Consider the following 24,339-nt stretch of genomic DNA (forward strand, 5'->3'; position numbering starts at 1 on the left):
GCGGGGCGCTTGGAATGGCGGCCCCTAAGCCAAGCCTGCGGATAGGGTGTGCGGGGTGGAGCATCCCCTCCGCGCAGCGCAGTCTCTTCGGCGAGGGGGAGACTGCCCTGGAACGCTACGCCACGGTGTTCAACGGGGTGGAAATCAACTCCTCGTTCTACCGGCGCCACGGGGTCAATACCTACGAGCGGTGGGCGCATTCAGTCCCTCGCGATTTCCTGTTCTCTGTCAAATTGCCCAAGTCCATCAGCCACGAAGCGCGACTGCGTGGATGCGGATCACTTTTGGATAAATTCATGGAGGAAACCGCGGGGCTCGGCGAAAAACTGGGCGCCATTCTGGTGCAGTTGCCGCCTTCCTTAATGTTTGAGACAAGGGCGGCATCCACCTTCTTTACGATGCTTCGAAGACGAAGCGCTGTGCCGGTCGTCTGTGAGCCGCGCCATCCCAGCTGGTTTGAGCCATCCGCAGAAGCCACTTTCGAGTCGCATGACATCAGCCGAGTCGCGGCCGATCCCCCGATCACTGACCTTTCTGCAGCGCCGGGAGAAGCGGGTCCCCTGCACTACTGGAGGTGGCATGGGTCGCCGCGCATGTATTACAGCAGCTACAGTGAGGAAGCGCTCGCAGCGCTGGCCAGTGATGTGCGCGCACAACTAAAGAGGCGGGTAAGTGCATGGGTCGTGTTCGATAACACCGCTCATGGACAGGCCGCGGCGAATGCGGCGCGACTGAAGGCGATATTGCAGCCCACTACAAAGGGGGGCTCAGATGCCTGAAGGGCCTTCCATTCTTATCCTCCGGGAGGAGGTTGCTCGGTTTCGCGGAAAAACGGTTCGGTCGGTGAGCGGGAACAGCAAGCTGGCCATTGCGCGCATGGAGGGTCGGCGGATCCTCTCAGTGCGCAGTTGGGGAAAGCATTTCCTGCTAGAGTTCTCGGGATTCAGCCTGCGCATCCACCTGATGATGTTTGGGTCCTACCGCATCGATGAACAAAAAGCTGGGGCGACGCCAAGACTATCTCTTCGCTTTGACACTGGAGAAGTCAATTTCTACACCTGTTCCTTGAAATATATCGAAGATCCCCTCGATGAGGCCTACGACTGGAGCGGGGATGTGTTGTCGGATTCATGGAGCCCCAGAAAGGCAAGGGCCAAACTGAAGGGCGCGCCGGACATGCTGGTGTGCGATGCTTTGTTGGACCAGAACATCTTTGCGGGCGTTGGAAACATCATCAAAAACGAAGTGTTGTATCGCATTCGCGTTCAGCCCAGTTCCCGGGTGGGTTGCCTCCCACCGCGCAAGCTTGGAGAGTTGATCAAGGAGGCGCGCCAATACAGCTTCGACTTCCTGGAGTGGAAGAGAGCGTTTGTCCTCAAGAAGCACTGGCTGGTCCACACCAAGCGGAAATGTCCAAGTTGTGGGGGGACATTGACGAAAGCCTATCTGGGCGCCACGCAGCGCCGCAGCTTCTTCTGTGAACGCTGCCAGCAGCTTTACGTTTGACACTCAATGCTAATGGTCCTGTATAGAGAAAGCGCCCCCAGGAGATGCGTAGGGGCGCTGGATAGGTCGAGGACAACAGGGGAGCTACGGCGTCAAGACAACCTTTCTACAGTCCTCTTCAGCCTGGTCAAAAATAGAATACCCGTGCGCTGCATCGGCCAAGCTCATGCGGTGGGAGATGATGATCTCAGGCTTGAGCAAGCCGTTGCCCACGTGCTCTAGCAGTTCAGGCATGAACGCCTGAGCATGGGTCTGACCCATCTTGAAGCTCAGGCCCTTATCGAACGCGTCACCGAACATGAAGGCGTGGATGAAGCCGGCGTAGACACCCGGCACGCTCACCGTCCCGCAGCGGCGGGTGGCGGCAATGGCTTGGCGGAGAGCGGCGCCACTGCTTCCTTCGATCTTCAAGTTGGTCAGGATGGTTTCGGTCGTGCTGCCCTTGGCTTCGAAACCCACCGCATCCACCGTAGCGTCCACGCCACGCCCATTGGTTTGCTGCATGATCAACTCGGCCGGATCATCGACGTCTTTCATGCTGATCGGAATGACGCCGTAGGCCTGGACAGCGAAGTCCAGGCGATACTGCAACTCGTCCACCATGAAGATCTGCTCTGCGCCGAGCATGCGAGCGCATGCGGCGGACATCAGGCCCACTGGCCCCGCACCAAAGATGGCCAAAGAAGATCCCTTGCCCACACCCGCGTTCAGGACAGCTTGGTAGCCAGTGGGTAGGATATCCGACAAGAACAAGACCTGTTCGTCGGTCAGCGCGTCGGGGATTTTCAACGGGCCGACGTTGGCCTTCGGGACCCGCACGAGTTCTGCCTGTCCACCCGGCACCCCACCGTAGAGGTGGGTGTAGCCAAACAGTGCAGCAGGCGGCTTGATGCCCTTCTGGTTGAGCGCGGCGCCCTTGCCGGTGTTGGTGGTCTCGCAAGCCGAAAACTCGTCCAAGAGACAGTGAAAACACTTGCCGCATGCGATCACGAAGGGAATGACGACGCGGTCGCCCTTGGCGACCTCCGTCACATCCCTGCCGACGTCCTCCACAATGCCCATGAACTCGTGACCCAGGATGTCGCCTTCCTTCAGGGCGGGCATCTTGCCGCGGTAGAGATGCAGGTCAGAGCCACAGATGGCAGTGGCAGTGACACGCAGGATGATGTCGTCCGCCTGGACAAGCGTAGGGTCCGGGACGTCTTCAACGCGAACGTCTTTTGATCCATGGTAGGTCAGGGCTTTCATGGGAATCCTCTAGGGGGTGATCTTTTTGATGGCAGCCTTGAGGCCGGTCTTGATTTCTGCGTGGGTCGTCACGGCTTTTGAAGCCAGCGAAGCCTTCCATTCCTCGTAATGCACATCGAGCTCGGCGCGTTCCTTCGGGGTGAAGAGCTTGCGTGCCATCTTGAACATGGTGGTTTCTTCTTCCGTGGCGTGGTGATCGACCATTTCGCCCAACACCTTGGCTGCCCCCGCAAACTTCGGAGATTCGATGTCACTAGCCTTGACCTCAGGCAGCACTGTCAGCTCTACGGCTTGGTGCTCAATAACAGCCTCGGCATGGGTTTTCAGACCGTCGCGATCAGCCCGCTCCTTGAACGCAGGGTAGAAATGCAGTTCTTCCCATTTCGCATGCGGAATAAGGGCGGCTTCGATGTCCTTGAACAGCTGTTGTCGCTTCTTCTTTGCGCGATCGGTTGTGGTCTCCATTTCCTGGAAAAGTGCGCGCAGGGAGTCGTGCTCGGCTTGGAGGGTGACGAGAATATCGCGTTGCATGGCTGGCTCTCCGGGGTGAGAAAACTACGTTCTACGACTCCCACGTCAATGCAGTGTGATATTCCAGATAAATGATTGCCAACAGAATGGTGTTGACTGTATTACGTAGACGTTGTGATCACGTCGTCGGGAATACGGTTCTAGGCACGACAAGTCCGTCGTAACTCACAAAGGAACGATGACATGGGTAACAACAACCAAAACCAGCAGGGCCAGGGTGGTCAGGAGCGCGACCAGCAGAACCAGCAGCAGGGTGGTCAAGGCGGCCAGAATCGCGACCAGCAGAACCAGCAGCAGGGCGGTCAGGGTGGCCAGAACCGTGACCAGCAGAACCAACAACAGAATCGCGATGAGCAGAACCGCCAGGAGCAACAGAACCGCGACCAGCAGAATCGTGAGCAGCAGAACCGCGAGCAGCGCTGATAGCGTCTGCCGGACGATGTGCCCCGCTCCGGCGGGGCATTTTTTTACGTGGAGGGCATGAAATGGACGCGCTGGACCGCATGTTCGAACGGAAGAACTTATCCAAATTGGTCGGATGTCCCGATGGGAAAGCAGTCGGCTTTCAAGTCGGTTGGATCGATGAGGAGGGGGACAGCAGCCATACGCAGGTCTGCATCTCCTCTGAGCACGGGGTGTTCGCCGTCACGGGCAGTGGTGATGACGCCTCCGGACCCGTCTGGCGATCTGACGGCAGCAAATTTGCCTACTTGCAGGGCCACGACGGGCTGCTACAGGTGTTCGCGCGCGATGCCGACGGCGGCAACCCCCGCAAGCTCTCAGATCTTCCCCACGGCGTCGTGGCCGTCCAACAGTGGTGTGTCAAGCGGCGCCAGCTGTTGGTGGTGGCGTTCCAGGCCAGGCCCGACACGAGCAAGCCGATCGTCAGCGACTACTTGCCCTACAAGATGGACGGCACCGGTTACATCGCCGGCGAAGAAATTTCTCTCTACGTGCTGGGAGAGGATGACGGGTCCATCCAGCGGGTGGAGACACCGGGGGCTGACGTCAAAGAAGCCCGGTGGGCGCCAACCGGTGACCAGCTGGCGATCGTGGTCGAGCGCTGTGAGCGGCAGCGGCACCTGACCGATCTCTGGATACGCTCGAACGATGATGCCGAGTTCGTGCAGGTCACCTCCCAGTTCCCCACCGTCAGTTCCGTTGCGTGGGCGCCGGACGGCAAGGCGGTGGCGTTCGCCGGCTCGTCCATCGAAGGCGATTCACGGATTCGGTTGCAAGGCTGGGACTTGGTGGGTGAGAAGGCCCTCCTGTTCTCGCCCCTGGAGCTGGCCTCTCCCAGTGGCCTACAGTGGCGCGAGGACGGGCAAGCCGTAGTGGCCATCGAAGCGCATCGCTCCACTCAGCGGATCGTTGCATGCGAGAGGGAAGGCGGTTTCAGCGTAGTGGTGGACAAACCCCGAGAGATCACGGAGTTCTGGATGAGCCCCGATGCCCCGATGCCTGCACTGGATCGGCGTGGACATTCGGCAGGGTCCGCGGTTGAGACGGGATTCGTTGGACGGCACTCCGGTGGAAGTGCTGGGAGACTTCAACCAGGGCGATGAGACCAAACGCAACGCCCACTGGCGCAGCTTCACGGTGCCCAACGGCGAGGGGTCCACCGAAGAAGTGGAGGGTTGGTTGCTCACCCCCGACGGGGAGGGCCCTCATCCCTTGCTGGTCGAGATGCACGGGGGACCGCATAGCTACATCATGGTCGATCCCAATGTCCATGAGCATTGGGATCCACTGCTGGAAGCGGGATGGGCCATCTTGGCGCTGAACACCGTGGGCTCGAGCAGCTACAGCGAGGAGTTTGGCAGCCGGCTGATTGGCCGTTGGGGAGAGCTGGATCTCCCGCAATACCTCAGCGCGATCGACCAACTGAAGCAAGAAGGCACCGTAAGCGATGAGGTGGTGTGCTTCGGTCACTCATACGGAGGCTTCTTGGCGGCGTGGGCGTTGGGAGAGCCTGGGCCTTGGAAGGCAGGCATCGTCTCGGCTGGGGTCATCAATCAGATCTCTCACGAGGGAACCTCGGACAGCGGCTACTACGTGGGCTCTTATGCGATGGGCAGGGAGCCGAGCGAAGGGTGGGAGCTGCACACCCGTCTGTCGCCCCTGAGCCGCGCGTCTCGCATCACCGTCCCCACTTTGATATTGCAGGGCTCGGACGATCACCGATGCCCTGTTGGCCAGGGCGAGGAGTTGCACGCAGCACTGGTTCGGGCGGGAAAGGCGCGCAGTCGCCTGATCGTTTATCCGGGCGGCAGCCACCACGTGTCATCCACGGGCAAGCCGAGTCAGCGCAAGGACTACTACGAACGGCTCATCGCGTGGACGGCCTCAATGGGCTAATCGTGCTGATCAAGTTCTGACGTCACCAATCATGTCCAGCAGTTGCTTGGCACGGTAAGGCTTGGACAAGAACTCAACGGCTTTCGGAATGGGCGGGAAATGTGACAATGGATGTCCGGATGTGAGGATCACGCGCACCCCTGGGTGCTGGCCCACGACGGCTTGCGCCACGTCAATTCCGGTGAGGGCTCCGGGCATGGCAATGTCTGACACAACGACGTCGAACGGGCCATGGTCTCTCAAGGCGTCAAGGGCCTCACTGCCCGAGCTCGCGCTGGAAACGGTGTAACCGTGGATCTCCAACGACTCTGAAATTAGAAGGAGGAGGTCTTTCTCGTCCTCCACCAAAAGAACCTTAGGCATGTTGAACACTCAGCGGAAGGCAAATGACGACGGTTGTTCCCTGGCCGGGGGTGCTGCTAAGGGTCGCATGACCTCCGGACTGTTTGGCGAAGCCGAAGATCTGGCTTAGACCCAACCCGCTGCCTTTGCCGATCTCCTTGGTGGTGAAGAACGGCTCGAACACACGCTCCTGGATCTCCAACGGAATGCCACTGCCGTTGTCCGCCACGCTTACGCAAACCATGTCCTTTTTGGATGCGCCCGTATCGGTAGGGTCGGCCACCTTTCGTAGAGCGGATGTGATCACGATTCTTCCGCCGCTGGGCATCGCGTCCCGGCTGTTGACCACCGCGTTGAGCACGGCAGCTTCGAACTGGGGCTTGTCCACCTCCACGAACGGCAAGTTGGGCGCCAAGTCGAATGCCAGTTCGACATTCTCGGGGCAACTGCGTCTCATCAAATCATTCAGGTCCTGAATCGACCGGTTGACGTCCAGAGGCTGGGCGACCAAGTTCTGGCCACGGCCGAACGTTAGGAGCTGACGTGTGAGGAGCGCGCCACGCTCAGCGGCACGCAAGGCGGCTTCCACGTTCCGGGTAACCCGGGGGTCGTCGTTCACACGAATGGCGATAAGATCCAGGGCGTTGATCACCACCGCAAGCAAGTTGTTGAAATCGTGGGCTAAACCCAAAGTCAGCTTGCCCACCGCCTCCAACTTCTGCGCCTGGAGCAGGGAAGCTTGGGCCTCTTCCAACTGACGCTGGGCATTTCGTTTGTCGGTGACGTCTCGCGTGACCTTGGCAAACCCAACGAGTTTTCCATCCGACCAGATGGGGTCAATGGCCACGCTGGCAAAAAACCGGCTCCCGTCTTTTCGCACCCGCCAACCTTCAGACGAATACCGACCCTGCTGCTTTGCAGCGTCCAGCTCGCGCTGCGGCAGCCCCGCCTCAACATCTGCAGGTTCGTAGAACCGCGAAAAGTGAGAGCCTATGACCTCGTCGCGTGTGTAGCCCTTGACGCGCTCTCCCCCATGATTCCAGGTCTGGATGTGCCCGGTCGCGTCAAGCATGTAGATGGCGTAGTCGGTTACGCTGTTCAGCAACAAGCGAAACTGCTTTGATTCGCTCATCCAGGCGTCGTCTATGGAGTCGTGCATAGTGGAGGACTGATCGCTCATCGCTGTTTCCCAGGTCGATCGGTTAACTTAATGATGGGTGCGTGAAGACCGTATTCATTTGTGCGCAGCAGCATCCAAAGAGGAGCTAGCATGGTCAAAAATTTACAAGAACTCGACGACGCGTTGAATGGCCTCCAGCAATCGATCAAGACTGTGCTGAGCAGGTGCGATCCGGAGCACCATAGCGATGCTTTCGCTGGGCTCGCGGACGCGATCATGGATGACACCCCGCCGAACCATCACGACCATGTCTGGAGCCGGTTGCAATGCATCCAGCGTGACGCCGGCCTCATCCCCGGGGACGACGAACCTTGCAGTGAAGAACCATGACCGCGCCGCTTGATATCCCGCACTACGTGAAGCAGATCGAACTCCTGGACGGATGGGTCAGCACCTATCCCTTGACCAAAGAGTTTCGGGAGAAGACCACCTACAGACAGTTCCATGAGCTACTCAAAGCGAAGCAGGCAGAGCTCGGTCTAACGCGCGAGGTGTGGTTGCAGCTGAGCGAGATCGAGGGTGACTCGGATCTGGACAGCGCGTGGATGGAATACGGCATGACCCTGGACCATCGGGAGCTCGTCTGCCCTACCTACATGCTCGATCTGCCGCTCAACGCCTACTGGATGGACGAGTATGAGCCGACGCTCAAGGCAGTGGACGACTACATCGAGCAGCAGCCGCAGGGTCCGATCAGCGACGAAGCGCTTCTGGAAGTGGTTCGAAAGAACATGCCAGTGTCCACCAATATGACCGCCAATTGAGGAGCTGTGCATGTGTTATAGCGCAGAGGCATGGACTCTATATTCGAACTATGTGGATGAGTTCGGTGCCGACATCGACATCCGCGAGTTCTGGGAGGTCTACCTCAAGCGAGACGAGGCTTACCGCGTCCGCAAGCCGGCGAAGTTCACGCCCAAGATCCCCAAGGGCATGGACCTGAATTTCCTGCCGCCGAAGTCCGACCTGGAGCGGCAGATCCAGGAACTCATCTCGGAGTGGAACGGCCGCAAGCTCGCTGAAAGCGAGGCCGAGCTGGATGCGCAGAAGGCGCGCCTGGCCGCTGCCGAAGCGAAGCTGGCGAAGAAGGAGACCAAGGCCGCCCTCAACGATCAGCGAATCGCCGGGAACAAGATCAAACAGATGGAGCGCTGGATCGCCGATGCGAAGCGCACCAAGCTGGAGCCCGCCAAGGACAACCGCATCTTCCCCGACTGGTATGTCCCCGTCCTGATCTCGGAGAACGGGCGCAAGGTCGTGCGGCCCATGCGCTACCACTGCCGCCCCGCCGGCATGGATCCCTCGATCGACTGGACCAAGGATGGGCGCGTGTCGGGCACCTACAACGCCCGGCGCGACAACCTTCAGCGGTTCTGGCGCCATCAGTTCGGTTACACCCACGGCCTGATGCTGGCCGAGACGTTCTACGAGAACGTGGACGACGGGAAGGGCGGATCGAAAGAAATCCAGTTCCGCCCCCGCACCGGCGAGACCATGTATATCGCCTGCCTCTACTCCCACTGGGTGGACCCGAAGGGGGAGGAGCCCGACCTGTGGTCGTTCGCCGCTATCACCGACGAGCCCGAGCCGGAGGTGGCCGCGGCCGGGCATGACCGCACGATCATCAACATTAAGCCCGAGCACGTGGACGCCTGGCTCAACCCGGATCCCAACAACTTGGGCGCGCTGTTCGCCATCTTCGACGACAAGCGCCACCCCTACTACGAGTTGGTCAAGGAAGCCGCGTAGGCCTGATTCATGGCCAAGCCATTTGTTGCTATCGTTTAGAGGCCGCCAGGAAGGCGGTCTACAGGGGATTGCCTATGCACCTGAAAAAGCTGGGTCTGGCCGCCGTGCTGCTGGCCGTGTCCACCACCGTTCTCGCCAAGCAAGGAGAGGTCTGCTCTTCGAAGCCCGTGCTCAAGGACGGAACCCTCACCAACGACACCGTGTTCGAGTGCAAGACCGCCGGCTCGCTCACCATCCCGCAGCTCTACGCCCAGGGGTGGCGGGTCATCAGCGTCCTGCCGCAAGCCAACATGGGGACGGATCCGAACACCGGGTTGCCGCAGGCCAGTTTCGCGTGGACGGTGGTGGTGGAGCGCGACTGATCGGAGGGGCCGGGGACTACTCTAGATTGCGGCCACTATGTGGCCGAAATCTATAGTTATGGGCTATAACCCATGGTTCCCCGTAACGGAGATATCCTTTGGCCCTGACCACCCTGCAGTCGATCAACGCCGAGATCAAGAACTTGGAAGCCCAGCGCAAGCTGGTCGAGAAGCGCGACGGCGAAGTGCCCAAGGCCTTGGCCGTGCTCCAGAAGTTCGCCAAGGTGTTGAGCCCCGCCCAACGTCGCCAGGTGGCCAAGCTCATCGGAGAAACGCTTGACGACAAGCCGGCGCGCGAGCCCAAAGCCGCTCCTGCTTCCCGTAAGGGCCGCAAGCTTGGCAAGGTGGCGCCGAAGTATCGATTGCCGACCGGGGAAACCTGGGCGGGCCGCGGGCTGACCCCCAAGGCGTTTGCCGCGTGGGCGAAGTCCGCCGAGGGCAAGGCCTGGGCCCAGGCCAACCCGGGCGCGAAGTTCCCGCCAGCCAGTGGGGCGGTGAAGAAAGCTTCGGCAAAGGCGGTCAAGAAGGTGGCCAAGGGGGCGAAGAAGGCAACCGGCAAGGCGGTGAGGCCGACCAAGAAGGTGCCAAAGAATACGGGCAAAAAGGCCGTCAAAAAGGCCGCCAAGAAGGCTTGAACGTGCGCGGATTGTTTCCGAAGAAGAAAAGTCGGCTCTCCGCGCAGGGAAAAGCCGTGGTGGCGGCCAACGTGCTTCTCGATGCCGTGGAAGGGAAGATCGACGAGAAGATGGCCGGTGTTCGCCTGCGCGAAGCGATCGGCCTCCAGTGGTCGTTTCTGACCTGTATCCAATACCTGTCAGGGCAAGAAGCCCTGGTGGCACTCAAAGCGTTGCCCAACGACTGGGCCGAAGAAGGACGCCAAAAGCGTCACGTGTTGGCTGCTGCCATCCTTGCGGCACACATGGTGGCCAACTTCCGCTCGAAGGGCCCGATGTTGTGTGCCAGTCACCTGGCGGAGGAACTCAAGGGCAAGACCGTGGAGCAATGGCTGGCGGAAAAGTCCGAAGGGGAGCGGGGAGAAGTCTGACCCCACTTAGCTTGGGCAGCTGATGGCAGGTGGCCACGCGCTGTTGGACCATGGCCCCGTCGTCCTGGCCACTTCACCCGGCAATGGGGGACGGGGGCGAAAATCCCCACTCAAGCGCCGACGACCGAAGCCCCCGTAAGGGGGCTTTGTTGTTAGGTGGCAGCTCGTTCCTTGCAGCGCTTGGCGTGCTCGGCCAGGTGAGCCGGGTTGGGGTGATTCGCTCGGGACGCCGGCAGACGAAGCGCTTGGCCTTGAAGGGACGCGTAGTCGGTGGCCAGGAGAGCGGGGGCGATGGCCACCGTGTTGTCGGCCGTGATCCAGAGCAGTTGGCAGTCGAACAGGGTGTGGAGATCAGCGCGAAGGAGCAGGCCGTTGTCCACACGGTTGGTGTGGTCCCCGCGGTAGGGAAGCACATGGGCCGCCTCCAACACTTCCAGGGCAGAACACCCGGTGATGGCGCACTTGCCATCGTAAGCGTCGAGCAGGCGGGCGCGGAACAGCGGCTGGCCGCGGCGTTGTGCAACGGCGCGCATGGCCCACACGCGGGCGTCGTGCTCGTTGTCGAGCGGTGGCGCATGGTCGAACGCGTCGGCCTGGCCTTGCGCTTCCGCCCGCGTTTGATCGTCCTGAGGCAACGGCACGACCACCCACTTTCCATCGTCACCTTTCTGCAGGTCCAGGTGACCGTGGACCGCTGGGTTGAACGGCACGTAGCGGGTGCTCCGGGGCGGACCTGCGTCCACGATCTTGAACAGCCGGTCGTGGGGATGGCCGCGGTCGGTGCGCCAATCGGATCGGCTGTAGTTGTAGTGGGGCCGGCTGGCGGAGTTCACCGTCAGGTGCTCCAGGTTGGCGCGCAAGTCGGCGATGGGGTCTGAAGGGAAGTGGATTTCCAGCCAATCGCCCACCTCGGCAAGCGTTCCACCGCCCATTGCCTCCACCGCTTCGGCAACCCGCCAATACTTGGCACCGGTCGGGGCGGTCGCCAGCTCGCCGACGTGCTCGAACACCAATACGAAGTTGTCGCCTTCCAGCAACTCCACACGGCCCACCCAGTCGGGGCTGGCCTTGAACGTGTTGCGCGGGGCCTTGTCCGGATTTCGCTCGCGTTCGGCCCGGTTGTGTTGGGTGGCGACGACGGCGCGCAACCGCAGCCCTTCGCGGTAGGCCACACCGAGGTGCTCCTTGAGCAAGTTCTTGCCCGCGCCGTTCCACCGCGCGAGGGAGTCATCGTAGATCCACCGGCCATCGCGCTCGGCGATGTTGTGCTGCCAAATGCTCACCACCACTTCGCGTGGATCGTCGGTGATCGCGGAAACCGCCCATGCGCGATTGACGAGCTGCGCGCCGTAGCTCTGAAACTCCCGTTCGATACCCATGTGTTCCCCCATCCTGTCACCCAAGTATCGCAATGTCCCGGGGTGTCTTCCATCGGCAAGGCGCAGGCCAAACCGTGTGCGAACCGCGGGGCCAATGCAGCCCTTGTCTGGTTCGGGCATCCCGATTTCGAACGCTGATTCGCCAGGACTTTCCTCGACAGCTGAGCGAGGCGAGGGCGGGTGGGAGGGGCCATTGCATGGCTCCGTTGGGCGCGGTTGCTTCATCGCGACAGGATCGGTCGCCTCGTCCCTGCGCAAGTGCGTCGCACTCCTCCTCTGCGTTGCGGCCCCTCTGGGCTCCTGCGCTGCCGCTGCGTCGCTGCCGGGGTGCTGCAAGGCCTGGACGGCTTCCTTCACCGGTCCGCGAGCAATCCGCTCGAACCCCACGGAGAAAGACCATGGCCAAGAAGAATCAGCCCGCCAACGACCGCCTCGACGCCTTCCTGGTCGAGGAATACGAAGTCCAGGGCGACAAGCGCAGCAACTGGTCGAAGATCGGCGCGGCCTGGCCGCACCAGGACGGCAAGGGCTACCGCCTCGTCCTCAACGCGGTGCCGGTGAACGGCGTTGTGGTCCTGCGCCTGCCCGAACCCAAGGAAGACTGACCGCCACGGGGCCCTTCGGGGCCCCTTTCTCTTCCTCAAGGAGAACACCCATGACGACCATCACCGCGACCTGGCGTGACGCCTTCAACGCTGCTCTTCAAGCGCACTTCGCCATCACCATCGGCGACGCTGGAATGACCGATACCGAGCTGTCCCGCTACGCGGATCTGGAACCGAAAGAAGCCGCCCTGCAGTTCGGCGACGACTACGACCTGGACCGGGTCGACCGGGGGTGGGCTGAGCGCCGCCCGCCTTCGGGCCCCCTAAGCCGTGGGAGGTGACATCAATTTCACACTCGCGGCACTACAAAAGAGAATCGCAACCGCTGGAGCCTGCCATGGCCCGCCCGATCTGGACCGGATCGCTGTCGTTCGGTCTGCTCAACATCCCCGTGTCCCTCATGTCCGGCGAGCGCAGAACGGACCTTAGCTTTCGCATGCTCGACTCCCGGGACAAGAAGCCCATCCGGTTCGAGCGGGTGAACGCCGACACGGGCGAAGAGGTGCCCTGGAAGGACATCGTCAAGGCCTTCGAGTATGACAAGGGCAGCTACGTCGTCATCGAGAAAGAGGACATCGCCGCCGCGGCACCCGAGTCCCACGAGTCGGTGGACGTGGAAACGTTCGTGGATGCGTCCAGCATCAACCTGCGCTATTTCGAAAAGCCCTACGTCCTTGTGCCCGGCAAGAAGGCTGAGAAGGGTTACGTGCTGCTGCGCGAGACTTTGAAGAAGTCAGGGAAGGTCGGCATCGCCCGTGTAGTCATTCGCACCCGGGAATACATCTGCGCGGTCATGCCAGACGGTGACGCGTTGGTGCTGATTCTGCTGCGCTACCCGCAGGAGTTGGTCGAGTTCGACGAATACAAGCTGCCCGAGGGCAAGCCGTCGGACTACCGCCTGGCGCCCAAGGAGCTGGAAATGGCCGAGCAGCTCATCGACTCCATGACGTCCGAATGGAACCCGGCCGACTACCACGACGAGTTCCGCGCGCGGCTGTCCGACATCATCAAGAAGCGGATCAAGTCCGCCGGTGCCACCACCAAGTTCGAAGAGCCCGAGCCGCGCGAAGACGCCGCCACCAACGTGGTGGACTTCATGTCTTTGCTCCAGCAGAGCCTGGACACGAAGAAGCGCACGCCGGCCAAGGGCGCGGCCAAGAAGGCATCTGCCAAGGCAGCAAAGTCGCCCGCTAAGAAGGCCAGTAAAGCCACGAAGAAATCCACGGCCCGAAAGGCCTCTTGAGTCACCCAAGCAAAGGAGCACTCCCATGTCTGACGACAAGAGCAAGACCGGTTCCCCCGACCGTGATCGCATCAACCTGAGCGAGGACTACGAGGTCCAATACTGGACCAAGGAATTGGGTGTGTCGGAGAAGGAACTCCGTGACATCGTGCAGGCCGTGGGCAACACGTCCAAGGCCGTGCGCGAGCATCTGGGCAAGTAACGCGTTGCCATGAGCCTGACGGACTACCGCCGCAAGCGCAGCTTCGACAAGACGCGTGAACCGGAACCAGGCAAGGCAGTCCCGAAAGGGCAGCGGGCCATCTTCGTGGTTCAGCTCCACCACGCCAGCCGCCGGCACTACGACTTCCGGCTGCAGGTGGGCGACGCCCTCAAGAGCTGGGCGGTCCCCAAGGGCCCCAGCTACGACCCCAGCGTGAAGCGCATGGCGGTGGAAGTGGAAGACCACCCCGTGGACTACGCCACCTTCGAGGGCGAGATCCCGAAGGGCCAATACGGGGGAGGGCACGTGGCCCAGTTCGACCACGGCGTGTGGGCCACCGACGGCGATCCAGAGGAACAGCTGGTCAAAGGCCACCTTCGCTTCGAGCTGTTCGGCACGAAGCTCAAGGGCGGCTGGCACCTGGTCCGCTCCGGCAAACCTGCCAAGCAACCCCAGTGGCTGCTTTTCAAGGACAAGGACGACTACGCCGGCACACTGGAAGCCGATGATCTGCTCGCCGACGTGGCCCAAGCCCCGGCCGCGGATCTCAAGCGCGCGGGCTCCGGCAAGACAAACAAAATGAAGCTGACGGCGGTGCCGGCGAAGAAAGGACGCAAGAAGGACTGGGCGAAGAAAGCCTCGGCCTTGCCCAAGGCCAAGAAGGGCAAGACCCCCACCGGGCCGTTCGAACCCCAGCTGGCCAAGCTCGGCGAGAGCCCGCCGCAGGGCGAACAGTGGATCCACGAGCTCAAGTGGGACGGCTACCGCATCCTGGCCACCATTGCGAAGGGCGAAGTGAGGTTGTGGTCGCGCAACGCGCTGGAATGGACGGCGAAGATTCCTGACATCCGCGACGCAGTGGCCGCGTTGGGCCTGGAATCGGGTGCGCTGGACGGGGAGCTCATCGCCGGCACCGGCACCAAGCAGGACTTCAACCTGCTCCAATCCACGCTGTCGGGGGAACGCCAAGGCAAGCTGGCCTACGCGCTGTTCGATGTGCTCCACCTCAATGGGGTGGACGTCTCGGGCGCACCGCTCCTCGAGCGCAAAGCGTTGCTCCAGGAGCTCCTGGAAGGCGCGCCAGCCCACTTGGCGTTCAGTTCTCACATTGAGGGCGACGGGGAGGCGGCGTTCAAGCTCGCCGGGGATCGCCACTTCGAGGGCATCATCTCCAAGCGTGCCGACCGTCCTTACCACGGTGGCCGGAGCGAAGACTGGCGCAAGACCAAGCAACTGGCCAGTGACGAATTCGCGGTGGTGGGCTACACGGAGCCCAAAGGCAGCCGCACGGGGTTCGGATCCCTACTCTTAGCCAAGCCTGACCCCGAACACGGTTGGCGCTACGTGGGCCGTGTGGGCACGGGCTTCAACGACGAGCTGATGCGCGAGGTCACCAAGAAGCTGGCCAAGGGCGGGGGCAAGAAGCCCACCGCCCATGTGGGCACCACCGATACCGACCTGCGCACTGCCACTTGGTTCGCTCCGCGCTTCGTGGTGGAGGTCTTCTTCCGCGGCATCGGCCGGCAGGACCTGTTGCGTCAGCCCTCGCTCAAGGCCATTCGTCCCGACAAGGACGTGGCAGATCTGGCCGACAGCGATCGGGCAGAAAAGCCCGCCAAGGCGCCGAGCCTGGCGAAGGCGGCCAAGGCCACCACGGCCAGCAAGAAAGTCACCAAGAGGGGCAAGAAGAGCGCCCCAGCCACTGATCTGCCCAAGCTTTCCAGCCCCACGAAGATCCTGTTTCCCGACAGCCGCGTCACCAAGCAGGACGTGTGGGATTACTACATGGCGGTGGCAGACCACCTCCTGCCCGAAATCGCCGGCCGGCCGTTGTCCATCATCCGCTGCCCGGCGGGCATCGAGCGGCCATGCTTCTTCCAGAAACACCTGACCGCAGGGCTGGAGCGGGTGGACACCGTCAAGCTCAAGGAGGAATCGGGCACCAACGCCGATTACTTGGTGGTGGAAGACCTGCCGGGGTTGATGGAGCTCGTGCAATTCAACGCGCTGGAATTCCACCCGTGGGGCTCGCACGCCAATGAACCCGATAGGGCTGACCGCGTCGTGTTCGACCTGGACCCGGGCGAGGGCGTGCCGTTCTCGGAGATCAAGAAGGCAGCCACGGACATCCGCAAGCTGCTGGAACAGCTGGAGCTGGAATCGTTCCTGCGCGTGTCGGGCGGTAAGGGCCTCCACGTGGTGGTGCCACTGAATCCTGGGTGCGACTGGGATCTGACGAAGCGCTTCGCTCATGGATTCGCCGACGCGTTGGCCCGCTCAGAGCCGGACCGCTTCCTGTCCACGGCCACCAAGAGCAAGCGGAACAAACGAATTTTCGTGGATTATCTGCGCAACGGGCGGGGCGCCACGGCCGTGGCCTCCTATTCCATGCGCGGGCGTGCTGGCGCTCCCGTGGCGATGCCGTTGGCCTGGAGCGAGCTGAGCAAGCTCACCAAGGCGAATGCGTTCACCATCAAAGACGTGCCGGCCAAGCTGAAGCGCCGTCGAAAGGACCCGTGGGAAGGCATCGATCGGGTGAAACAGAACCTGGCGCGTTGGGCGCAGGACGAGTAGGAGAGCCCCGTGGCGAAGACCTCAAGTTGGACAGCTGCATCCATGGTCGCTTTCCTGGTCGGAGGTTGTGGAGGCGGCAAGACGGAATCAGGCGTAGAGCCGCCCGGGGCAGGTGAGAGCGCCAAGACCCAGGTGCTCGATGCAGGCGCTGCCGTTCTCCAGGACAAGCCGCCGATCGATGCGTTGAACGCCTACTTGGAAGGCTTTCACTTCTACAACGGGGACATGGCGGCGCAGATGGAGGCACACCATTACTGCTCGGTCCTCAACGATGACGTCATCCAGTGCGTGATCTTCGACGGCAGTGTGCGCGAAGCGAAAATCATGGGCGTGGAATACATTGTGAGTGCTGAGCTGTTTGCCGGGCTGCCCGATGACGAGAAGGCGCTCTGGCACAGCCATGTCCACGAGGTGAAGTCTGGCACCCTGGTCGCTCCCGGTCTGCCGGAGGCGGCCGAGCACGCACTGATGGAAAATCTGGTGGGCACCTACGGCAAGACGTGGCACACCTGGCACACCGACCAGGATCTTGAGCTCCCCCTGGGGGTTCCTCAGCTGATGATGGGGTTTACCCAGGACGGTCAAGCGGACCCGGCCATGATTGCGCAGCGCGATGAGCGGCTGGGCATCGACAGCTCGGATAAGCGTGCCAAACGAGAAGACATTCCCGCACCTCCCATCGTTCCAGGGGCGGACTCATGGCAGCAAGGCAAGATCATCCAGATCGTGGATCCCACGGGGCAGGTCCACGACCATGCCCAACCCCAGGATCAGACTAAGGACGAGAACGCGACTTCGAAGTAGCGTCAGCGCTTGCTCGGCCTGGGAGGGCGAACCGACACGTGCGCGTGGTCAGGCACGTGCCAGCGCCAAGGGAAGTCCATCGCCTTTGAAATGCCAACGCGGGGTCCAATGATGGGATGGTCGGGTGGTGGTGTCCCATCGCTCACGATGAGCATGCCCCGATCGCCCGTCACGAGGTCGGATCCATCCAGCTCACGGGTGATCCCCATCGCTTGCGACAGCTTGCCGGGGCCACTGGCCACGTCCCGATCGCGCTTGGCCGCGGGCCTGGCTTGCAGCATGGACTGAAGGCCCTGGAGGGGCTCCCCGGCGCGCAGCAGCACGCCCATCCCGTTTCCACACACGGCGTTGCTGCCCCAATGCATCCCGTAGGTGAAGTAGACATACAGGTGACCGGGCGGCCCGAACATCGTGGCATTCCGCGCGGTCTGCCCACGGTAGGAGTGGGCGGCGGGATCTTCGTGGCCAGCATAGGCCTCCACCTCGACGATGCGCAGGGCACGGCCATCGTCCCGGACCAACACTTTGTTCAACAGCTCGGGCGCCACCAGGGTGGGGTGCCGATCGTAGAACGTCCTAGGGAGCGCGGCCCACTCGTTAAGCATTGATGCCAGCACGCTCGATCATCGCGTTGAGCTCGTCGAGCACGTAGTCCTGGCACGCAGGATCCACTTCGCAGCACAAACGATCTGCCCGGTCCTCGAAGGCGCGGTAGAACGTGTTCATGTTCTTTCGCAGGCGAGGGATCTCTGCCTCGATTGCCTTTAGGCGGGCGTCGATTTCTGACTTGTGCAGCATGGTCGAGACCTCCGGGGAGGAGGCCTATTGTGCGTGAGGACGTGTAGTCAAGCGATGAAAAATCCCGAGGGAAAACAGTGGATTCACGCCCTTACCTAACTAAGAACTTGGCGAGATTTCAAAGTAATGAATTTTAGTCTGCATCACCCCCTGGCGTCTTTGTCGTGCAGGTGTATCCCAAAGGTATGACGAACGGGATACGAGCGTCATACACCGACAAACGAAACGGGTGGGGAGGAAAAGACATGTTCATAGGTTTCAGAGTGACGCGCCGATTGGTCGTTAACTTTATCGTTGCAGCCATCTTGGCCCGTCTGTTTTTCATGGGCATGGACGGGGTCGATCGATTCTCCAGCGACTGGAATCGCGTGACGGGAGCCAGCATGCCTGGTTCAAGTGGGGTGCTCGGTTCCGTCTCCGACATGCGCTCCGCCTTGCCCAGCGAGCTGGACGAATTCCTGGCGCGAGCAGAGGCCGATGCGAATAGAAGCCGGTCGCTGTTGGACGTGCTCAAGAACTTGCCCGGAGTGCCCGGCTTGCCCGGCTTCGGCATCGACGCGTCCACCACCCCTGATCAACCCTTGCCTTACGGCGACGCCCAGCAATTGGAGAGCCCTTATGACCGTTATGCCGAATGAACTCAAGCCTTCAGCCAGGCCGTGGTGGTCCATTCCATTGGAAGGCTGGGCACTGCTAACTTGGTGTGGGCACACCGTTGCAAACAAGCACGCCCCATTTTCCCAGCGGCGTGACGCATCGCTGGGTCTGGTTGGTGCTTACGTGGTCCTCGCCTCCTGGATTGTGTTCCCGACAATGATTCTAGCAAGTGCCGCATGATCACCTTCGGTGCCATCGTCACCACCGCCTGGGTGGTCCTCTTCCTCTTCATCGTCTTCTGCATCGCTGGCATTCATTGGAAGAGCGCGAAGCGACAGAGGGGCGTTGCCCGCCGCCGTTCGCTCCTGAAAGCCGCGATCATTGCGGGCCTGGCCGTGGCGGTGGTGCTGTCCTTGGCGATGCCATGACCCGGCCGGCTTACGTTCAAATGGCCGTGCGCGTGCCCAAGGACCTGAGAGCGCGGATGGAGCAGCTGGCAGCCGAGCAGAGCAAGCACGTCAGCGAACTCGTCCGTGAGCTGCTAACGGAGGGCATGAAGGACAGGGGAGCCCCCATCAAGTCGCAGGTGACTTCACGATCCGGTGGTTGAGCAGGGGGCGAACGAAGTTCGCGGGACCCGACTTGTCCAACGGCTGCGCCCTGACCTGGTATTGCCCGGCTTCGCTGGCCGCTAGAAAGTGGGTTGTCTAAGGGAGCGGTTAAGATCGCTTCGAAGAAGCTCAAACTCGCCGTTGAGTAAGCGGGCTGTTCGCCGAATGGCCTCCCAGTCGGGGGGCTGCGCAGGGATCGTCCGTGCTTGATCCAGGAGCGCGTCAGCGGTGCTTGAAAACACAACGAGGCGCTGACGGAGCCGGTCCGGCAACGCGAGGTCCTGGGCGAGCAATGCCCGGGCTTCGGCCGCATTGAGCTCGACCATGTTCAGATCAACGAGTGCGGCGAGTTCGACCCTGGGGGAGGGTTGCGCCTGATCGGTGGGGGTGGGGCTCAGCAGACGGGAAATCCATTTCCACATCGGGATCATTCCTTGTTGTGACTGCTATTCCTCGGTGAGATGTGACAACTGCTCAATGAGCACGTTGCGCTTTTTCGGTGGCAACTCTGAAAGCTTCTTCAAAACCTCCGCCAACCGGACTTGCTGGGCCTCGTTGTGCTCGCCCAGGGCCAGGATGGCGTTGGCCATGGCCGGAGAACTGGCCAACAGGTAGGCGGGTGGGACGTCCAAGGCCAAGGCCAGCTCGAACAGCGATTCCAGGCTGATGGCCATGCTCTCGCTTTCATAACGGCTGATCCGCGCGGACGCGGTGTCCTTGTCCAACCCCATGCGCACCCCGACCTCGCGTTGGCTCAGGCCTCGCAGCTGGCGGGCCTGGCGCAGGCGCGCCGCCACAACAGCCCGAGGGACAGGTGGGGGAGTGCTCACGGGCTGAACGGATGCAATGCAGGCATGCCGACAGGATGACCCAGGCCCTACGCCCCGGGTAGACTCTACGCACCACGTAAGTTCGTGGCAAGGAGCCAACAGGGGGTTCTATGGCAAGCAAAGGGTGGGCCAGCGCGCTGATGCTGGCCTTGACGTTCCAGGCCCAGGCCGGGGACGGGAAGGGGTTACTGGAGACCCTCGGCAGGGCGCTGGGCAACACCCCCCGGGTGACTGCTGAGAAGGCACGCAGTCCCTACCTGGATCCTGCGGGAACCTACTGGGATCTGGACAAGGAGAAGCTGGAGGGGGCCCAGCACCTGCGGGTGGGCCCGACAGCGACCGGAGGGGCGGGTTCGGACATGTGCGATATGGATCTGCTTGCGATGGCGCACTCCAACTACCGCCAGGACGCCAAGCGGCGGCAATGGTGTCTGTATCAGTGGTGGGTGGCCGACACCAAGATCAACGGCCCCAACGGGATCGAGAAGACGCAGAAGGACGCGATTGAACGCCGGTATGGGCCGGCCTTCGATGCACGGCTGGAGAAGTTCAAGACCACGCGCCGGTTTGCCGTCCGCCCCCAGTTCGGGGCGCTGGGAGGCATCGAATACAACGCTGGCCGAGGTGTCATGGAGGTCTACGTCCCCATGCCGCAGATCTCCGCCTCCGGGTTGTCGGTGACGGGCAAAGGCTTCGTGCCCTGGCATCGGGTCACCCCCACGGGTGTCTCCAGTCCACCCCACGCTGGGCGCTACGAGCTCTTGATCCGCATGGACTCGGCGGAGGCCGCCAACCTCGCCCGGCAAGGCCGCGACGCGCGTGATGACCTGGTGGTGTTCACCGTCAACCGGGTGTGGGTCGAGAACACCGTGCCGAAGATGGACGTGACTGTCGAGCGGGTGCGCATCGGCTACCGCAACGAAACGATCGAAGTGGACCTCACTCACAAGCAGGGAGCAGGCGCATGAAGAACGCAGCAATCGCAGTGGCACTACTGACGCTGCCGCTGGCAGCGTGCGGGAGCAAGGCAGACATGCCCACGGAAGAACAGGTGGCCAAGGCCTACGAAACACATCTGAATGCAAACCTGATCGCCCAGTTGGGGCAGCGGATGGAGGTTCGCGGCTGGGACGACTTGACCGTGAATTGCGCGAGCAGTGGCCCCGAACGGGTGACCTGCGTGACGGGTGGCACGCTGGACCTGGTGGGGTTCCATGGCGGCGTGCAGTTGAAGCGCGAGCCCGTTCCGGTGCCGGCGGAGTTCGACATCACCTTCGCGAAGCAGAACGACGCGTGGGTGCCTATCAGCGCGCAGAAGAAGAACTGACCTTGCCAGTTCGCCAGGACGCGGTATGAGTAGTGGAAGCAACCCATCACGGAGGTCCACATGAATATGAAATCGACGTCGCAGCAAATGAACTGGGGCGCCTTGTTGCCCGCCTACGTCATCCTGGGCGGTGCCGCCTTGCTGATGCTGGGTGGGGCGCAGGAGATCAGCCAGAACAATGGGCACCCCTTCGGTGTGGCCCTTGCGCTGCTCGCGAGCGCTGCCCTTTTCGGTGTGCTGGCCGTTCTGACCTGGATGAACTGGCGGGCGGCACGCTTCCGCGCCTCGCGCTGGGGCCTGTATGACCAGACCGGCCAGAAGGGCGGCTTTCTCAAGGGGTTCCTGTTTGGGCTGCTGGGTGTCTTCGGGGTCCACGTGGCGCTGTTCTTCGCTGCGTTCTCGCCTGCAGCACCAGAAGCGGTGAAGGCCATCGCGTCCATCGCGCTGCTCCCGTTTGCGGTCCTCTACACAGTGGTGCCCGTCGTGACCGGCTACCTGACACGCTTCGTGCGGGCCACGCGCATCTGAGAGAAGAAGAGCCAGTGAGCAAGTTGAAGCCCCCGAAAGGGGGCTTTTTTGTGCCCAGCAAAAAGCATCTGAAAAGCACCACCTGGCCGTGGAAAGCACATCGCCTTCGGTGCGGGTTCGATGTTAGGAATATTTGCTTCCCAAGGCCGCAGATTTGCACTTTAGTCGAGAAAAGATCCGTGAATCGCATGGACAAAATCGCATGGCGATCTACCTTGAAATTATAGGGAGGCAATCGCGCCGGCCTAGATCTCACAAGGAAATCGCAATGTTGAATCAAACTTCACTTCGTCGTTCTTCGTTGGAAAACCGTGCACATCGGCTTGGTCTCACCCTTTCCGAAGCTGGGCGTCACACTCGTGCTGCGGCCGCTGGACAGAACGAGCCACTGCCACGATGGGAGTTGTCTGACGGGAAATACCAAGACAGCATTCGCGGGTATCGCTCTCTCAAGGAAGTGGCTCATGCGCTGCTGGAACATGAGATCAACGCTGAAACCTGAGAGTGCGAGATGCTGCCTCTACGCAACCCCCGCCTGGACAACCCCATGGGGCGCCTGCCGACGTCCTTCGTCAACGCCGGCGATGCCGACGAGATCCGGCGGTTGGCCGAGAAGCACGGCATTCCGTTCAACGAAGCCGTGCGACAGATTGTGGCGCTCTACTTCCGTCAGCCGTTCCCACTTTCAAGTAAGCGGATGGGCGACAGCAAGACGGATCGGCTGCCCGAAATGGTGGCCCCGCGCCACGTTGTCGAAGGCATCGGTGTTCTGGCGTCGTCGTTGGGCCACACCCGCGGAGAAGTGTTGCGTCAGATCATCCGGGGGCACGCTGAGGAAACGGCGTGGCCGTGATTGATCGCTCTCCGCCACCGCCCGGCAGCCCCAGCGCGGAACTGATTCACGCGTGCATCGAGGGCAACCTGGTGGGGGTGCTTGAGGCGCTCCGCAATGGAGCGAACCCCAACGCATGGCGGGAGAACGAAGGTCCGGCCATCCATTCCGCGCTGGCCTGGCCTCGCATCGTTGAAGCCCTGATTGAGGCGGGAGCGGAACCTCACGCGCGCAACTTCTGGAGCGAAAGGCCGCTGGAGAAGCTCGCAGCCGACTACCAGTCCAGCGAGCATCCGGTGGAGCGGGGGCGCATGGAGCAGACCGCGCGTCTGCTGATGAGGCTTGGCGGCAACGCCTACCGCGCCAGCCCTTTCTGGCGAACAGGAACCCTGCGCGATGCGATGCCCCAGGTGGTGGCGAAAGTGGAAGCCGAACTGCGGCAGGAGCTGCTGCAGGAAAGGCTGGTGACCGTGGCCGACACGCCGACGGTAAGCCGGCCGCGTCTCTAAGCAAGAGCAACAGCACAACGCCGCCACCGGCCGCTGCGCGACCGGCGATCTGGAAGCACTCAATGGAAGAATGGCAGCAACGCCTTCGGCGCATATTCGATGTTAGGAATATTTGCGTGAAATTACGCAGTTTTTGATTTTAGTCTTGAAAAGATCCATTGCAGCCATGGACATTTTCATGTGGCGATCTACCTTGAATGTATGGAAGGCGCAGTGCTTTCCACTCACTGGACCGACAGCCATGACCCTCTCCACTCTTGCCACTCTCTCTCCATTCATGCTCCCCTTGAGCATTCTGATCGGGGCTCGCATCTCAGACGCGAACGAAAACGCCACCTGGGCGTCCTGAGGCCGCCATGGCAGCACGGCACTACTACTACGCTTACGAGCGCACAGACGGCGAGGTGTGCTACCTACCGAAGCTTCTGCACGAAGGCATTCAGCGCTACCCCCACACCATTGGCCATTACCACTTAAGGCAATGGCTGGGCGTGAGCAAGCTCCTGACACCCGAGCAATACAAGGCCATGGGGTGGATGGGCACGAACCGCCCGATGGCCAAGCGTGCCGCCGCAACAACGGCCTGATGTCGTCTCACCGACTGAAACACGCGCAAGGCAAAATGGCGGCATGAATCAGTCTTCCTCTCCCGACACCGATCACACCTTCCTCCACGCCCCGGCCTACGGCCTCCTGCTCGGGCAGACCACTTGCCATTTCTGCCATGCCAGCACGCACGCGGCGGCGGTGTGGGTTCCCTCGTTCGAGGAGCGCGACGAAGAAGGAGTGGTGGACCAGGGGGAGGGTGCCTTGCTGCGCTACATCGAGCACCTCGACGAGAGCGCCATCGCTTTCGTAACCGGGCACGCTCCCTGGCTCCGCTTCGCATCCACCCGCACCTCTGGCCAGACCTACTTGGCCCACCACTGCACCACCTGCGGGGCCCTCCAGGGCGACCACTTCGTCTTTTCCCCAGATGGCCCGTATTGGCCCGAGGGCGACGTCCAACTGGCCTCCCTTCGGTTCATCCGCGGCCTGGGCCAGCTCACCGCGCAGGCCTCCGCTGAGCAAAGCGCCTGGATGGACCGGGTGCCTTTGATCTGCACCCAGGTCTGACGTCTTTCGCATTCCAACCGCGTATCGGTGTGCCGTTCGGCACGCAATTGGGGCCCTTTGCGC

General features: G+C 61.8%; 36 protein-coding genes. 27 read left to right on the forward strand and 9 right to left on the reverse strand.

From position 1 onward, the window contains the following. Positions 1-14: 14 nt before the first annotated feature. Both AC1Q5B_RS15690 and AC1Q5B_RS15695 read left to right on the forward strand, forming a co-directional pair. Positions 15-779, forward strand: a complete 765-nt coding sequence (locus AC1Q5B_RS15690) for a DUF72 domain-containing protein (protein ID WP_313222292.1) — start codon at positions 15-17, stop codon at positions 777-779. Continuing rightward, on the forward strand, positions 772-1,506 hold the full coding sequence (locus AC1Q5B_RS15695; RefSeq protein WP_492632455.1) for a DNA-formamidopyrimidine glycosylase family protein: 735 nt from the start codon (positions 772-774) through the stop codon (positions 1,504-1,506). Before AC1Q5B_RS15690 ends, AC1Q5B_RS15695 begins: the two co-directional genes overlap by 8 nt. 84 nt (positions 1,507-1,590) lie before the next feature. Here the strand turns inward: AC1Q5B_RS15695 and AC1Q5B_RS15700 are convergent, their stop codons facing one another. Next, a complete protein-coding gene (locus tag AC1Q5B_RS15700; protein WP_313222288.1) occupies positions 1,591-2,754 on the reverse strand; it encodes a zinc-dependent alcohol dehydrogenase in 1,164 nt (387 codons plus the stop codon). A gap of 9 nt (positions 2,755-2,763) precedes the next feature. After that, a complete protein-coding gene (locus AC1Q5B_RS15705) occupies positions 2,764-3,285 on the reverse strand; it encodes a hemerythrin domain-containing protein (protein WP_313222286.1) in 522 nt (173 codons plus the stop codon). A gap of 183 nt (positions 3,286-3,468) precedes the next feature. On the opposite strand from AC1Q5B_RS15705, the gene AC1Q5B_RS15710 reads away from it, so the two are divergent. From AC1Q5B_RS15710 to AC1Q5B_RS15720, 3 genes are all read left to right on the forward strand, one after another. Continuing rightward, the gene (locus tag AC1Q5B_RS15710; protein WP_313222285.1) at positions 3,469-3,708 is read left to right on the forward strand and encodes a hypothetical protein; all 240 of its coding nucleotides are present in this window, start codon (positions 3,469-3,471) and stop codon (positions 3,706-3,708) included. Positions 3,709-3,770: 62 nt separating this feature from the next. Then, the gene (locus AC1Q5B_RS15715; protein ID WP_492632456.1) at positions 3,771-4,850 is read left to right on the forward strand and encodes a TolB family protein; all 1,080 of its coding nucleotides are present in this window, start codon (positions 3,771-3,773) and stop codon (positions 4,848-4,850) included. Next, positions 4,816-5,643, forward strand: a complete 828-nt coding sequence (locus AC1Q5B_RS15720) for an alpha/beta hydrolase family protein (RefSeq protein WP_313222283.1) — start codon at positions 4,816-4,818, stop codon at positions 5,641-5,643. Before AC1Q5B_RS15715 ends, AC1Q5B_RS15720 begins: the two co-directional genes overlap by 35 nt. A gap of 9 nt (positions 5,644-5,652) precedes the next feature. On the opposite strand, the gene AC1Q5B_RS15725 is transcribed toward AC1Q5B_RS15720, so the two are convergent. Both AC1Q5B_RS15725 and AC1Q5B_RS15730 read right to left on the reverse strand, forming a co-directional pair. After that, positions 5,653-6,006: a response regulator gene (locus AC1Q5B_RS15725; RefSeq protein WP_313222282.1), complete on the reverse strand. Its 354-nt coding sequence runs from the start codon at positions 6,004-6,006 to the stop codon at positions 5,653-5,655. Next, positions 5,999-7,144 carry an ATP-binding protein gene (locus AC1Q5B_RS15730; protein ID WP_492632810.1) on the reverse strand — a complete coding sequence of 382 codons (1,146 nt, stop codon included), beginning with the start codon at positions 7,142-7,144 and terminating at the stop codon, positions 5,999-6,001. The genes AC1Q5B_RS15725 and AC1Q5B_RS15730 overlap by 8 nt, the downstream gene beginning before the upstream one ends. 111 nt (positions 7,145-7,255) lie before the next feature. On the opposite strand from AC1Q5B_RS15730, the gene AC1Q5B_RS15735 reads away from it, so the two are divergent. The 6 genes from AC1Q5B_RS15735 (at position 7,256) to AC1Q5B_RS15760 (ending at position 10,321) form a co-directional block, all read left to right on the forward strand. Then, on the forward strand, positions 7,256-7,495 hold the full coding sequence (locus AC1Q5B_RS15735; protein WP_492632457.1) for a hypothetical protein: 240 nt from the start codon (positions 7,256-7,258) through the stop codon (positions 7,493-7,495). Then, positions 7,492-7,929 carry a hypothetical protein gene (locus tag AC1Q5B_RS15740; RefSeq protein ID WP_313222279.1) on the forward strand — a complete coding sequence of 146 codons (438 nt, stop codon included), beginning with the start codon at positions 7,492-7,494 and terminating at the stop codon, positions 7,927-7,929. The genes AC1Q5B_RS15735 and AC1Q5B_RS15740 overlap by 4 nt, the downstream gene beginning before the upstream one ends. A gap of 10 nt (positions 7,930-7,939) precedes the next feature. Continuing rightward, positions 7,940-8,914, forward strand: coding sequence for an SOS response-associated peptidase family protein (locus tag AC1Q5B_RS15745; RefSeq protein ID WP_313222278.1), 975 nt, complete (start codon positions 7,940-7,942; stop codon positions 8,912-8,914). A 74-nt stretch (positions 8,915-8,988) separates the two neighbouring features. Continuing rightward, complete coding sequence (locus AC1Q5B_RS15750; RefSeq protein WP_313222277.1) at positions 8,989-9,276, forward strand: hypothetical protein; 288 nt, start codon at positions 8,989-8,991, stop codon at positions 9,274-9,276. Between the two features lie 98 nt (positions 9,277-9,374). Beyond that, positions 9,375-9,911 (forward strand): H-NS family nucleoid-associated regulatory protein, encoded by a 537-nt coding sequence (locus tag AC1Q5B_RS15755; RefSeq protein ID WP_407073713.1) that lies wholly within the window; start codon positions 9,375-9,377, stop codon positions 9,909-9,911. Beyond that, entirely contained in the window at positions 9,908-10,321 is a 414-nt protein-coding gene (locus AC1Q5B_RS15760; RefSeq protein WP_492632458.1) for a hypothetical protein, read from the forward strand. The genes AC1Q5B_RS15755 and AC1Q5B_RS15760 overlap by 4 nt, the downstream gene beginning before the upstream one ends. A gap of 152 nt (positions 10,322-10,473) precedes the next feature. Here AC1Q5B_RS15760 and AC1Q5B_RS15765 read toward each other — a convergent pair whose 3' ends face one another. Beyond that, the gene (locus AC1Q5B_RS15765; RefSeq protein ID WP_313222276.1) at positions 10,474-11,700 is read right to left on the reverse strand and encodes an HNH endonuclease; all 1,227 of its coding nucleotides are present in this window, start codon (positions 11,698-11,700) and stop codon (positions 10,474-10,476) included. Positions 11,701-12,098: 398 nt separating this feature from the next. On the opposite strand from AC1Q5B_RS15765, the gene AC1Q5B_RS15770 reads away from it, so the two are divergent. Genes AC1Q5B_RS15770 through AC1Q5B_RS15795 form a run of 6 tightly spaced genes read left to right on the forward strand, consistent with a single transcriptional unit; the run spans position 12,099 to position 17,128 of the window. Then, complete coding sequence (locus tag AC1Q5B_RS15770) at positions 12,099-12,305, forward strand: hypothetical protein (protein WP_254573952.1); 207 nt, start codon at positions 12,099-12,101, stop codon at positions 12,303-12,305. Positions 12,306-12,355: 50 nt separating this feature from the next. After that, positions 12,356-12,586, forward strand: a complete 231-nt coding sequence (locus AC1Q5B_RS15775; protein WP_313222261.1) for a hypothetical protein — start codon at positions 12,356-12,358, stop codon at positions 12,584-12,586. Between the two features lie 56 nt (positions 12,587-12,642). Further along, positions 12,643-13,548 (forward strand): non-homologous end joining protein Ku, encoded by a 906-nt coding sequence (ku, locus tag AC1Q5B_RS15780; RefSeq protein ID WP_313222259.1) that lies wholly within the window; start codon positions 12,643-12,645, stop codon positions 13,546-13,548. Positions 13,549-13,573: 25 nt separating this feature from the next. Continuing rightward, positions 13,574-13,750 carry a DUF3606 domain-containing protein gene (locus tag AC1Q5B_RS15785; protein WP_313222258.1) on the forward strand — a complete coding sequence of 59 codons (177 nt, stop codon included), beginning with the start codon at positions 13,574-13,576 and terminating at the stop codon, positions 13,748-13,750. 9 nt (positions 13,751-13,759) lie between these two features. After that, on the forward strand, positions 13,760-16,324 hold the full coding sequence (gene ligD, locus AC1Q5B_RS15790) for a DNA ligase D (protein WP_492632459.1): 2,565 nt from the start codon (positions 13,760-13,762) through the stop codon (positions 16,322-16,324). Positions 16,325-16,333: 9 nt separating this feature from the next. Further along, positions 16,334-17,128 carry an OBAP family protein gene (locus AC1Q5B_RS15795; protein WP_313222255.1) on the forward strand — a complete coding sequence of 265 codons (795 nt, stop codon included), beginning with the start codon at positions 16,334-16,336 and terminating at the stop codon, positions 17,126-17,128. A gap of 2 nt (positions 17,129-17,130) precedes the next feature. Here the strand turns inward: AC1Q5B_RS15795 and AC1Q5B_RS15800 are convergent, their stop codons facing one another. Both AC1Q5B_RS15800 and AC1Q5B_RS15805 read right to left on the reverse strand, forming a co-directional pair. After that, complete coding sequence (locus AC1Q5B_RS15800; RefSeq protein ID WP_313222560.1) at positions 17,131-17,733, reverse strand: DNA-3-methyladenine glycosylase; 603 nt, start codon at positions 17,731-17,733, stop codon at positions 17,131-17,133. Then, positions 17,726-17,926, reverse strand: a complete 201-nt coding sequence (locus tag AC1Q5B_RS15805) for a hypothetical protein (protein WP_313222253.1) — start codon at positions 17,924-17,926, stop codon at positions 17,726-17,728. Before AC1Q5B_RS15805 ends, AC1Q5B_RS15800 begins: the two co-directional genes overlap by 8 nt. A gap of 245 nt (positions 17,927-18,171) precedes the next feature. Here AC1Q5B_RS15805 and AC1Q5B_RS15810 point away from each other — a divergent pair, with 245 nt between their 5' ends. Continuing rightward, positions 18,172-18,564 (forward strand): hypothetical protein, encoded by a 393-nt coding sequence (locus tag AC1Q5B_RS15810; protein WP_492632460.1) that lies wholly within the window; start codon positions 18,172-18,174, stop codon positions 18,562-18,564. A gap of 195 nt (positions 18,565-18,759) precedes the next feature. After that, on the forward strand, positions 18,760-18,951 hold the full coding sequence (locus AC1Q5B_RS15815; RefSeq protein WP_313222249.1) for a hypothetical protein: 192 nt from the start codon (positions 18,760-18,762) through the stop codon (positions 18,949-18,951). Positions 18,952-19,214: 263 nt separating this feature from the next. Here AC1Q5B_RS15815 and AC1Q5B_RS15820 read toward each other — a convergent pair whose 3' ends face one another. Together AC1Q5B_RS15820 and AC1Q5B_RS15825 are read right to left on the reverse strand one after the other, a co-directional pair. Beyond that, complete coding sequence (locus AC1Q5B_RS15820; protein WP_492632461.1) at positions 19,215-19,565, reverse strand: hypothetical protein; 351 nt, start codon at positions 19,563-19,565, stop codon at positions 19,215-19,217. Positions 19,566-19,580: 15 nt separating this feature from the next. Then, a complete protein-coding gene (locus AC1Q5B_RS15825; RefSeq protein WP_492632462.1) occupies positions 19,581-19,964 on the reverse strand; it encodes a helix-turn-helix domain-containing protein in 384 nt (127 codons plus the stop codon). A 110-nt stretch (positions 19,965-20,074) separates the two neighbouring features. Between AC1Q5B_RS15825 and AC1Q5B_RS15830 the strand changes: the two genes are divergently transcribed. From AC1Q5B_RS15830 to AC1Q5B_RS15865, 8 genes are all read left to right on the forward strand, one after another. Beyond that, positions 20,075-20,932, forward strand: a complete 858-nt coding sequence (locus tag AC1Q5B_RS15830) for a hypothetical protein (protein WP_313222244.1) — start codon at positions 20,075-20,077, stop codon at positions 20,930-20,932. Then, positions 20,929-21,291, forward strand: coding sequence for a hypothetical protein (locus AC1Q5B_RS15835; RefSeq protein ID WP_313222242.1), 363 nt, complete (start codon positions 20,929-20,931; stop codon positions 21,289-21,291). Before AC1Q5B_RS15830 ends, AC1Q5B_RS15835 begins: the two co-directional genes overlap by 4 nt. Positions 21,292-21,351: 60 nt before the next feature. Continuing rightward, complete coding sequence (locus AC1Q5B_RS15840; protein ID WP_492632463.1) at positions 21,352-21,819, forward strand: hypothetical protein; 468 nt, start codon at positions 21,352-21,354, stop codon at positions 21,817-21,819. 268 nt (positions 21,820-22,087) lie between these two features. After that, on the forward strand, positions 22,088-22,321 hold the full coding sequence (locus tag AC1Q5B_RS15845) for a hypothetical protein (RefSeq protein WP_492632464.1): 234 nt from the start codon (positions 22,088-22,090) through the stop codon (positions 22,319-22,321). A gap of 45 nt (positions 22,322-22,366) precedes the next feature. Beyond that, positions 22,367-22,672: a hypothetical protein gene (locus AC1Q5B_RS15850; RefSeq protein WP_313222238.1), complete on the forward strand. Its 306-nt coding sequence runs from the start codon at positions 22,367-22,369 to the stop codon at positions 22,670-22,672. Next, positions 22,663-23,160 carry an ankyrin repeat domain-containing protein gene (locus AC1Q5B_RS15855; RefSeq protein ID WP_313222237.1) on the forward strand — a complete coding sequence of 166 codons (498 nt, stop codon included), beginning with the start codon at positions 22,663-22,665 and terminating at the stop codon, positions 23,158-23,160. The genes AC1Q5B_RS15850 and AC1Q5B_RS15855 overlap by 10 nt, the downstream gene beginning before the upstream one ends. Positions 23,161-23,516: 356 nt before the next feature. After that, complete coding sequence (locus tag AC1Q5B_RS15860; protein ID WP_313222235.1) at positions 23,517-23,747, forward strand: hypothetical protein; 231 nt, start codon at positions 23,517-23,519, stop codon at positions 23,745-23,747. A gap of 43 nt (positions 23,748-23,790) precedes the next feature. Further along, a complete protein-coding gene (locus AC1Q5B_RS15865; RefSeq protein ID WP_492632465.1) occupies positions 23,791-24,276 on the forward strand; it encodes a hypothetical protein in 486 nt (161 codons plus the stop codon). Positions 24,277-24,339 lie beyond the last annotated feature (63 nt).

Source organism: Pseudoxanthomonas sp. GW835-FHT14C01 (assembly GCF_058793715.1).

What these genes read in the sequence shown, in the direction of transcription:
- AC1Q5B_RS15700 (WP_313222288.1), bottom strand. Translation starts at nt 2,754, where the DNA reads ATGAAAGCCCTGACCTACCATGGATCAAAAGACGTTCGCGTTGAAGAC.
- AC1Q5B_RS15735 (WP_492632457.1), top strand. Translation starts at nt 7,256, where the DNA reads ATGGTCAAAAATTTACAAGAACTCGACGACGCGTTGAATGGCCTCCAG.
- AC1Q5B_RS15730 (WP_492632810.1), bottom strand. Translation starts at nt 7,144, where the DNA reads ATGCACGACTCCATAGACGACGCCTGGATGAGCGAATCAAAGCAGTTT.
- AC1Q5B_RS15785 (WP_313222258.1), top strand. Translation starts at nt 13,574, where the DNA reads ATGTCTGACGACAAGAGCAAGACCGGTTCCCCCGACCGTGATCGCATC.
- AC1Q5B_RS15860 (WP_313222235.1), top strand. Translation starts at nt 23,517, where the DNA reads ATGGCAGCACGGCACTACTACTACGCTTACGAGCGCACAGACGGCGAG.
- AC1Q5B_RS15745 (WP_313222278.1), top strand. Translation starts at nt 7,940, where the DNA reads ATGTGTTATAGCGCAGAGGCATGGACTCTATATTCGAACTATGTGGAT.
- AC1Q5B_RS15800 (WP_313222560.1), bottom strand. Translation starts at nt 17,733, where the DNA reads ATGCTTAACGAGTGGGCCGCGCTCCCTAGGACGTTCTACGATCGGCAC.
- AC1Q5B_RS15865 (WP_492632465.1), top strand. Translation starts at nt 23,791, where the DNA reads ATGAATCAGTCTTCCTCTCCCGACACCGATCACACCTTCCTCCACGCC.
- AC1Q5B_RS15750 (WP_313222277.1), top strand. Translation starts at nt 8,989, where the DNA reads ATGCACCTGAAAAAGCTGGGTCTGGCCGCCGTGCTGCTGGCCGTGTCC.
- AC1Q5B_RS15810 (WP_492632460.1), top strand. Translation starts at nt 18,172, where the DNA reads ATGTTCATAGGTTTCAGAGTGACGCGCCGATTGGTCGTTAACTTTATC.
- ligD (WP_492632459.1), top strand. Translation starts at nt 13,760, where the DNA reads ATGAGCCTGACGGACTACCGCCGCAAGCGCAGCTTCGACAAGACGCGT.
- AC1Q5B_RS15840 (WP_492632463.1), top strand. Translation starts at nt 21,352, where the DNA reads ATGAATATGAAATCGACGTCGCAGCAAATGAACTGGGGCGCCTTGTTG.
- AC1Q5B_RS15770 (WP_254573952.1), top strand. Translation starts at nt 12,099, where the DNA reads ATGGCCAAGAAGAATCAGCCCGCCAACGACCGCCTCGACGCCTTCCTG.
- AC1Q5B_RS15705 (WP_313222286.1), bottom strand. Translation starts at nt 3,285, where the DNA reads ATGCAACGCGATATTCTCGTCACCCTCCAAGCCGAGCACGACTCCCTG.
- AC1Q5B_RS15830 (WP_313222244.1), top strand. Translation starts at nt 20,075, where the DNA reads ATGGCAAGCAAAGGGTGGGCCAGCGCGCTGATGCTGGCCTTGACGTTC.
- AC1Q5B_RS15835 (WP_313222242.1), top strand. Translation starts at nt 20,929, where the DNA reads ATGAAGAACGCAGCAATCGCAGTGGCACTACTGACGCTGCCGCTGGCA.
- ku (WP_313222259.1), top strand. Translation starts at nt 12,643, where the DNA reads ATGGCCCGCCCGATCTGGACCGGATCGCTGTCGTTCGGTCTGCTCAAC.
- AC1Q5B_RS15775 (WP_313222261.1), top strand. Translation starts at nt 12,356, where the DNA reads ATGACGACCATCACCGCGACCTGGCGTGACGCCTTCAACGCTGCTCTT.
- AC1Q5B_RS15690 (WP_313222292.1), top strand. Translation starts at nt 15, where the DNA reads ATGGCGGCCCCTAAGCCAAGCCTGCGGATAGGGTGTGCGGGGTGGAGC.
- AC1Q5B_RS15850 (WP_313222238.1), top strand. Translation starts at nt 22,367, where the DNA reads ATGGGGCGCCTGCCGACGTCCTTCGTCAACGCCGGCGATGCCGACGAG.
- AC1Q5B_RS15740 (WP_313222279.1), top strand. Translation starts at nt 7,492, where the DNA reads ATGACCGCGCCGCTTGATATCCCGCACTACGTGAAGCAGATCGAACTC.
- AC1Q5B_RS15765 (WP_313222276.1), bottom strand. Translation starts at nt 11,700, where the DNA reads ATGGGTATCGAACGGGAGTTTCAGAGCTACGGCGCGCAGCTCGTCAAT.
- AC1Q5B_RS15695 (WP_492632455.1), top strand. Translation starts at nt 772, where the DNA reads ATGCCTGAAGGGCCTTCCATTCTTATCCTCCGGGAGGAGGTTGCTCGG.
- AC1Q5B_RS15715 (WP_492632456.1), top strand. Translation starts at nt 3,771, where the DNA reads ATGGACGCGCTGGACCGCATGTTCGAACGGAAGAACTTATCCAAATTG.
- AC1Q5B_RS15710 (WP_313222285.1), top strand. Translation starts at nt 3,469, where the DNA reads ATGGGTAACAACAACCAAAACCAGCAGGGCCAGGGTGGTCAGGAGCGC.
- AC1Q5B_RS15820 (WP_492632461.1), bottom strand. Translation starts at nt 19,565, where the DNA reads ATGATCCCGATGTGGAAATGGATTTCCCGTCTGCTGAGCCCCACCCCC.
- AC1Q5B_RS15845 (WP_492632464.1), top strand. Translation starts at nt 22,088, where the DNA reads ATGTTGAATCAAACTTCACTTCGTCGTTCTTCGTTGGAAAACCGTGCA.
- AC1Q5B_RS15815 (WP_313222249.1), top strand. Translation starts at nt 18,760, where the DNA reads ATGATCACCTTCGGTGCCATCGTCACCACCGCCTGGGTGGTCCTCTTC.
- AC1Q5B_RS15805 (WP_313222253.1), bottom strand. Translation starts at nt 17,926, where the DNA reads ATGCTGCACAAGTCAGAAATCGACGCCCGCCTAAAGGCAATCGAGGCA.
- AC1Q5B_RS15725 (WP_313222282.1), bottom strand. Translation starts at nt 6,006, where the DNA reads ATGCCTAAGGTTCTTTTGGTGGAGGACGAGAAAGACCTCCTCCTTCTA.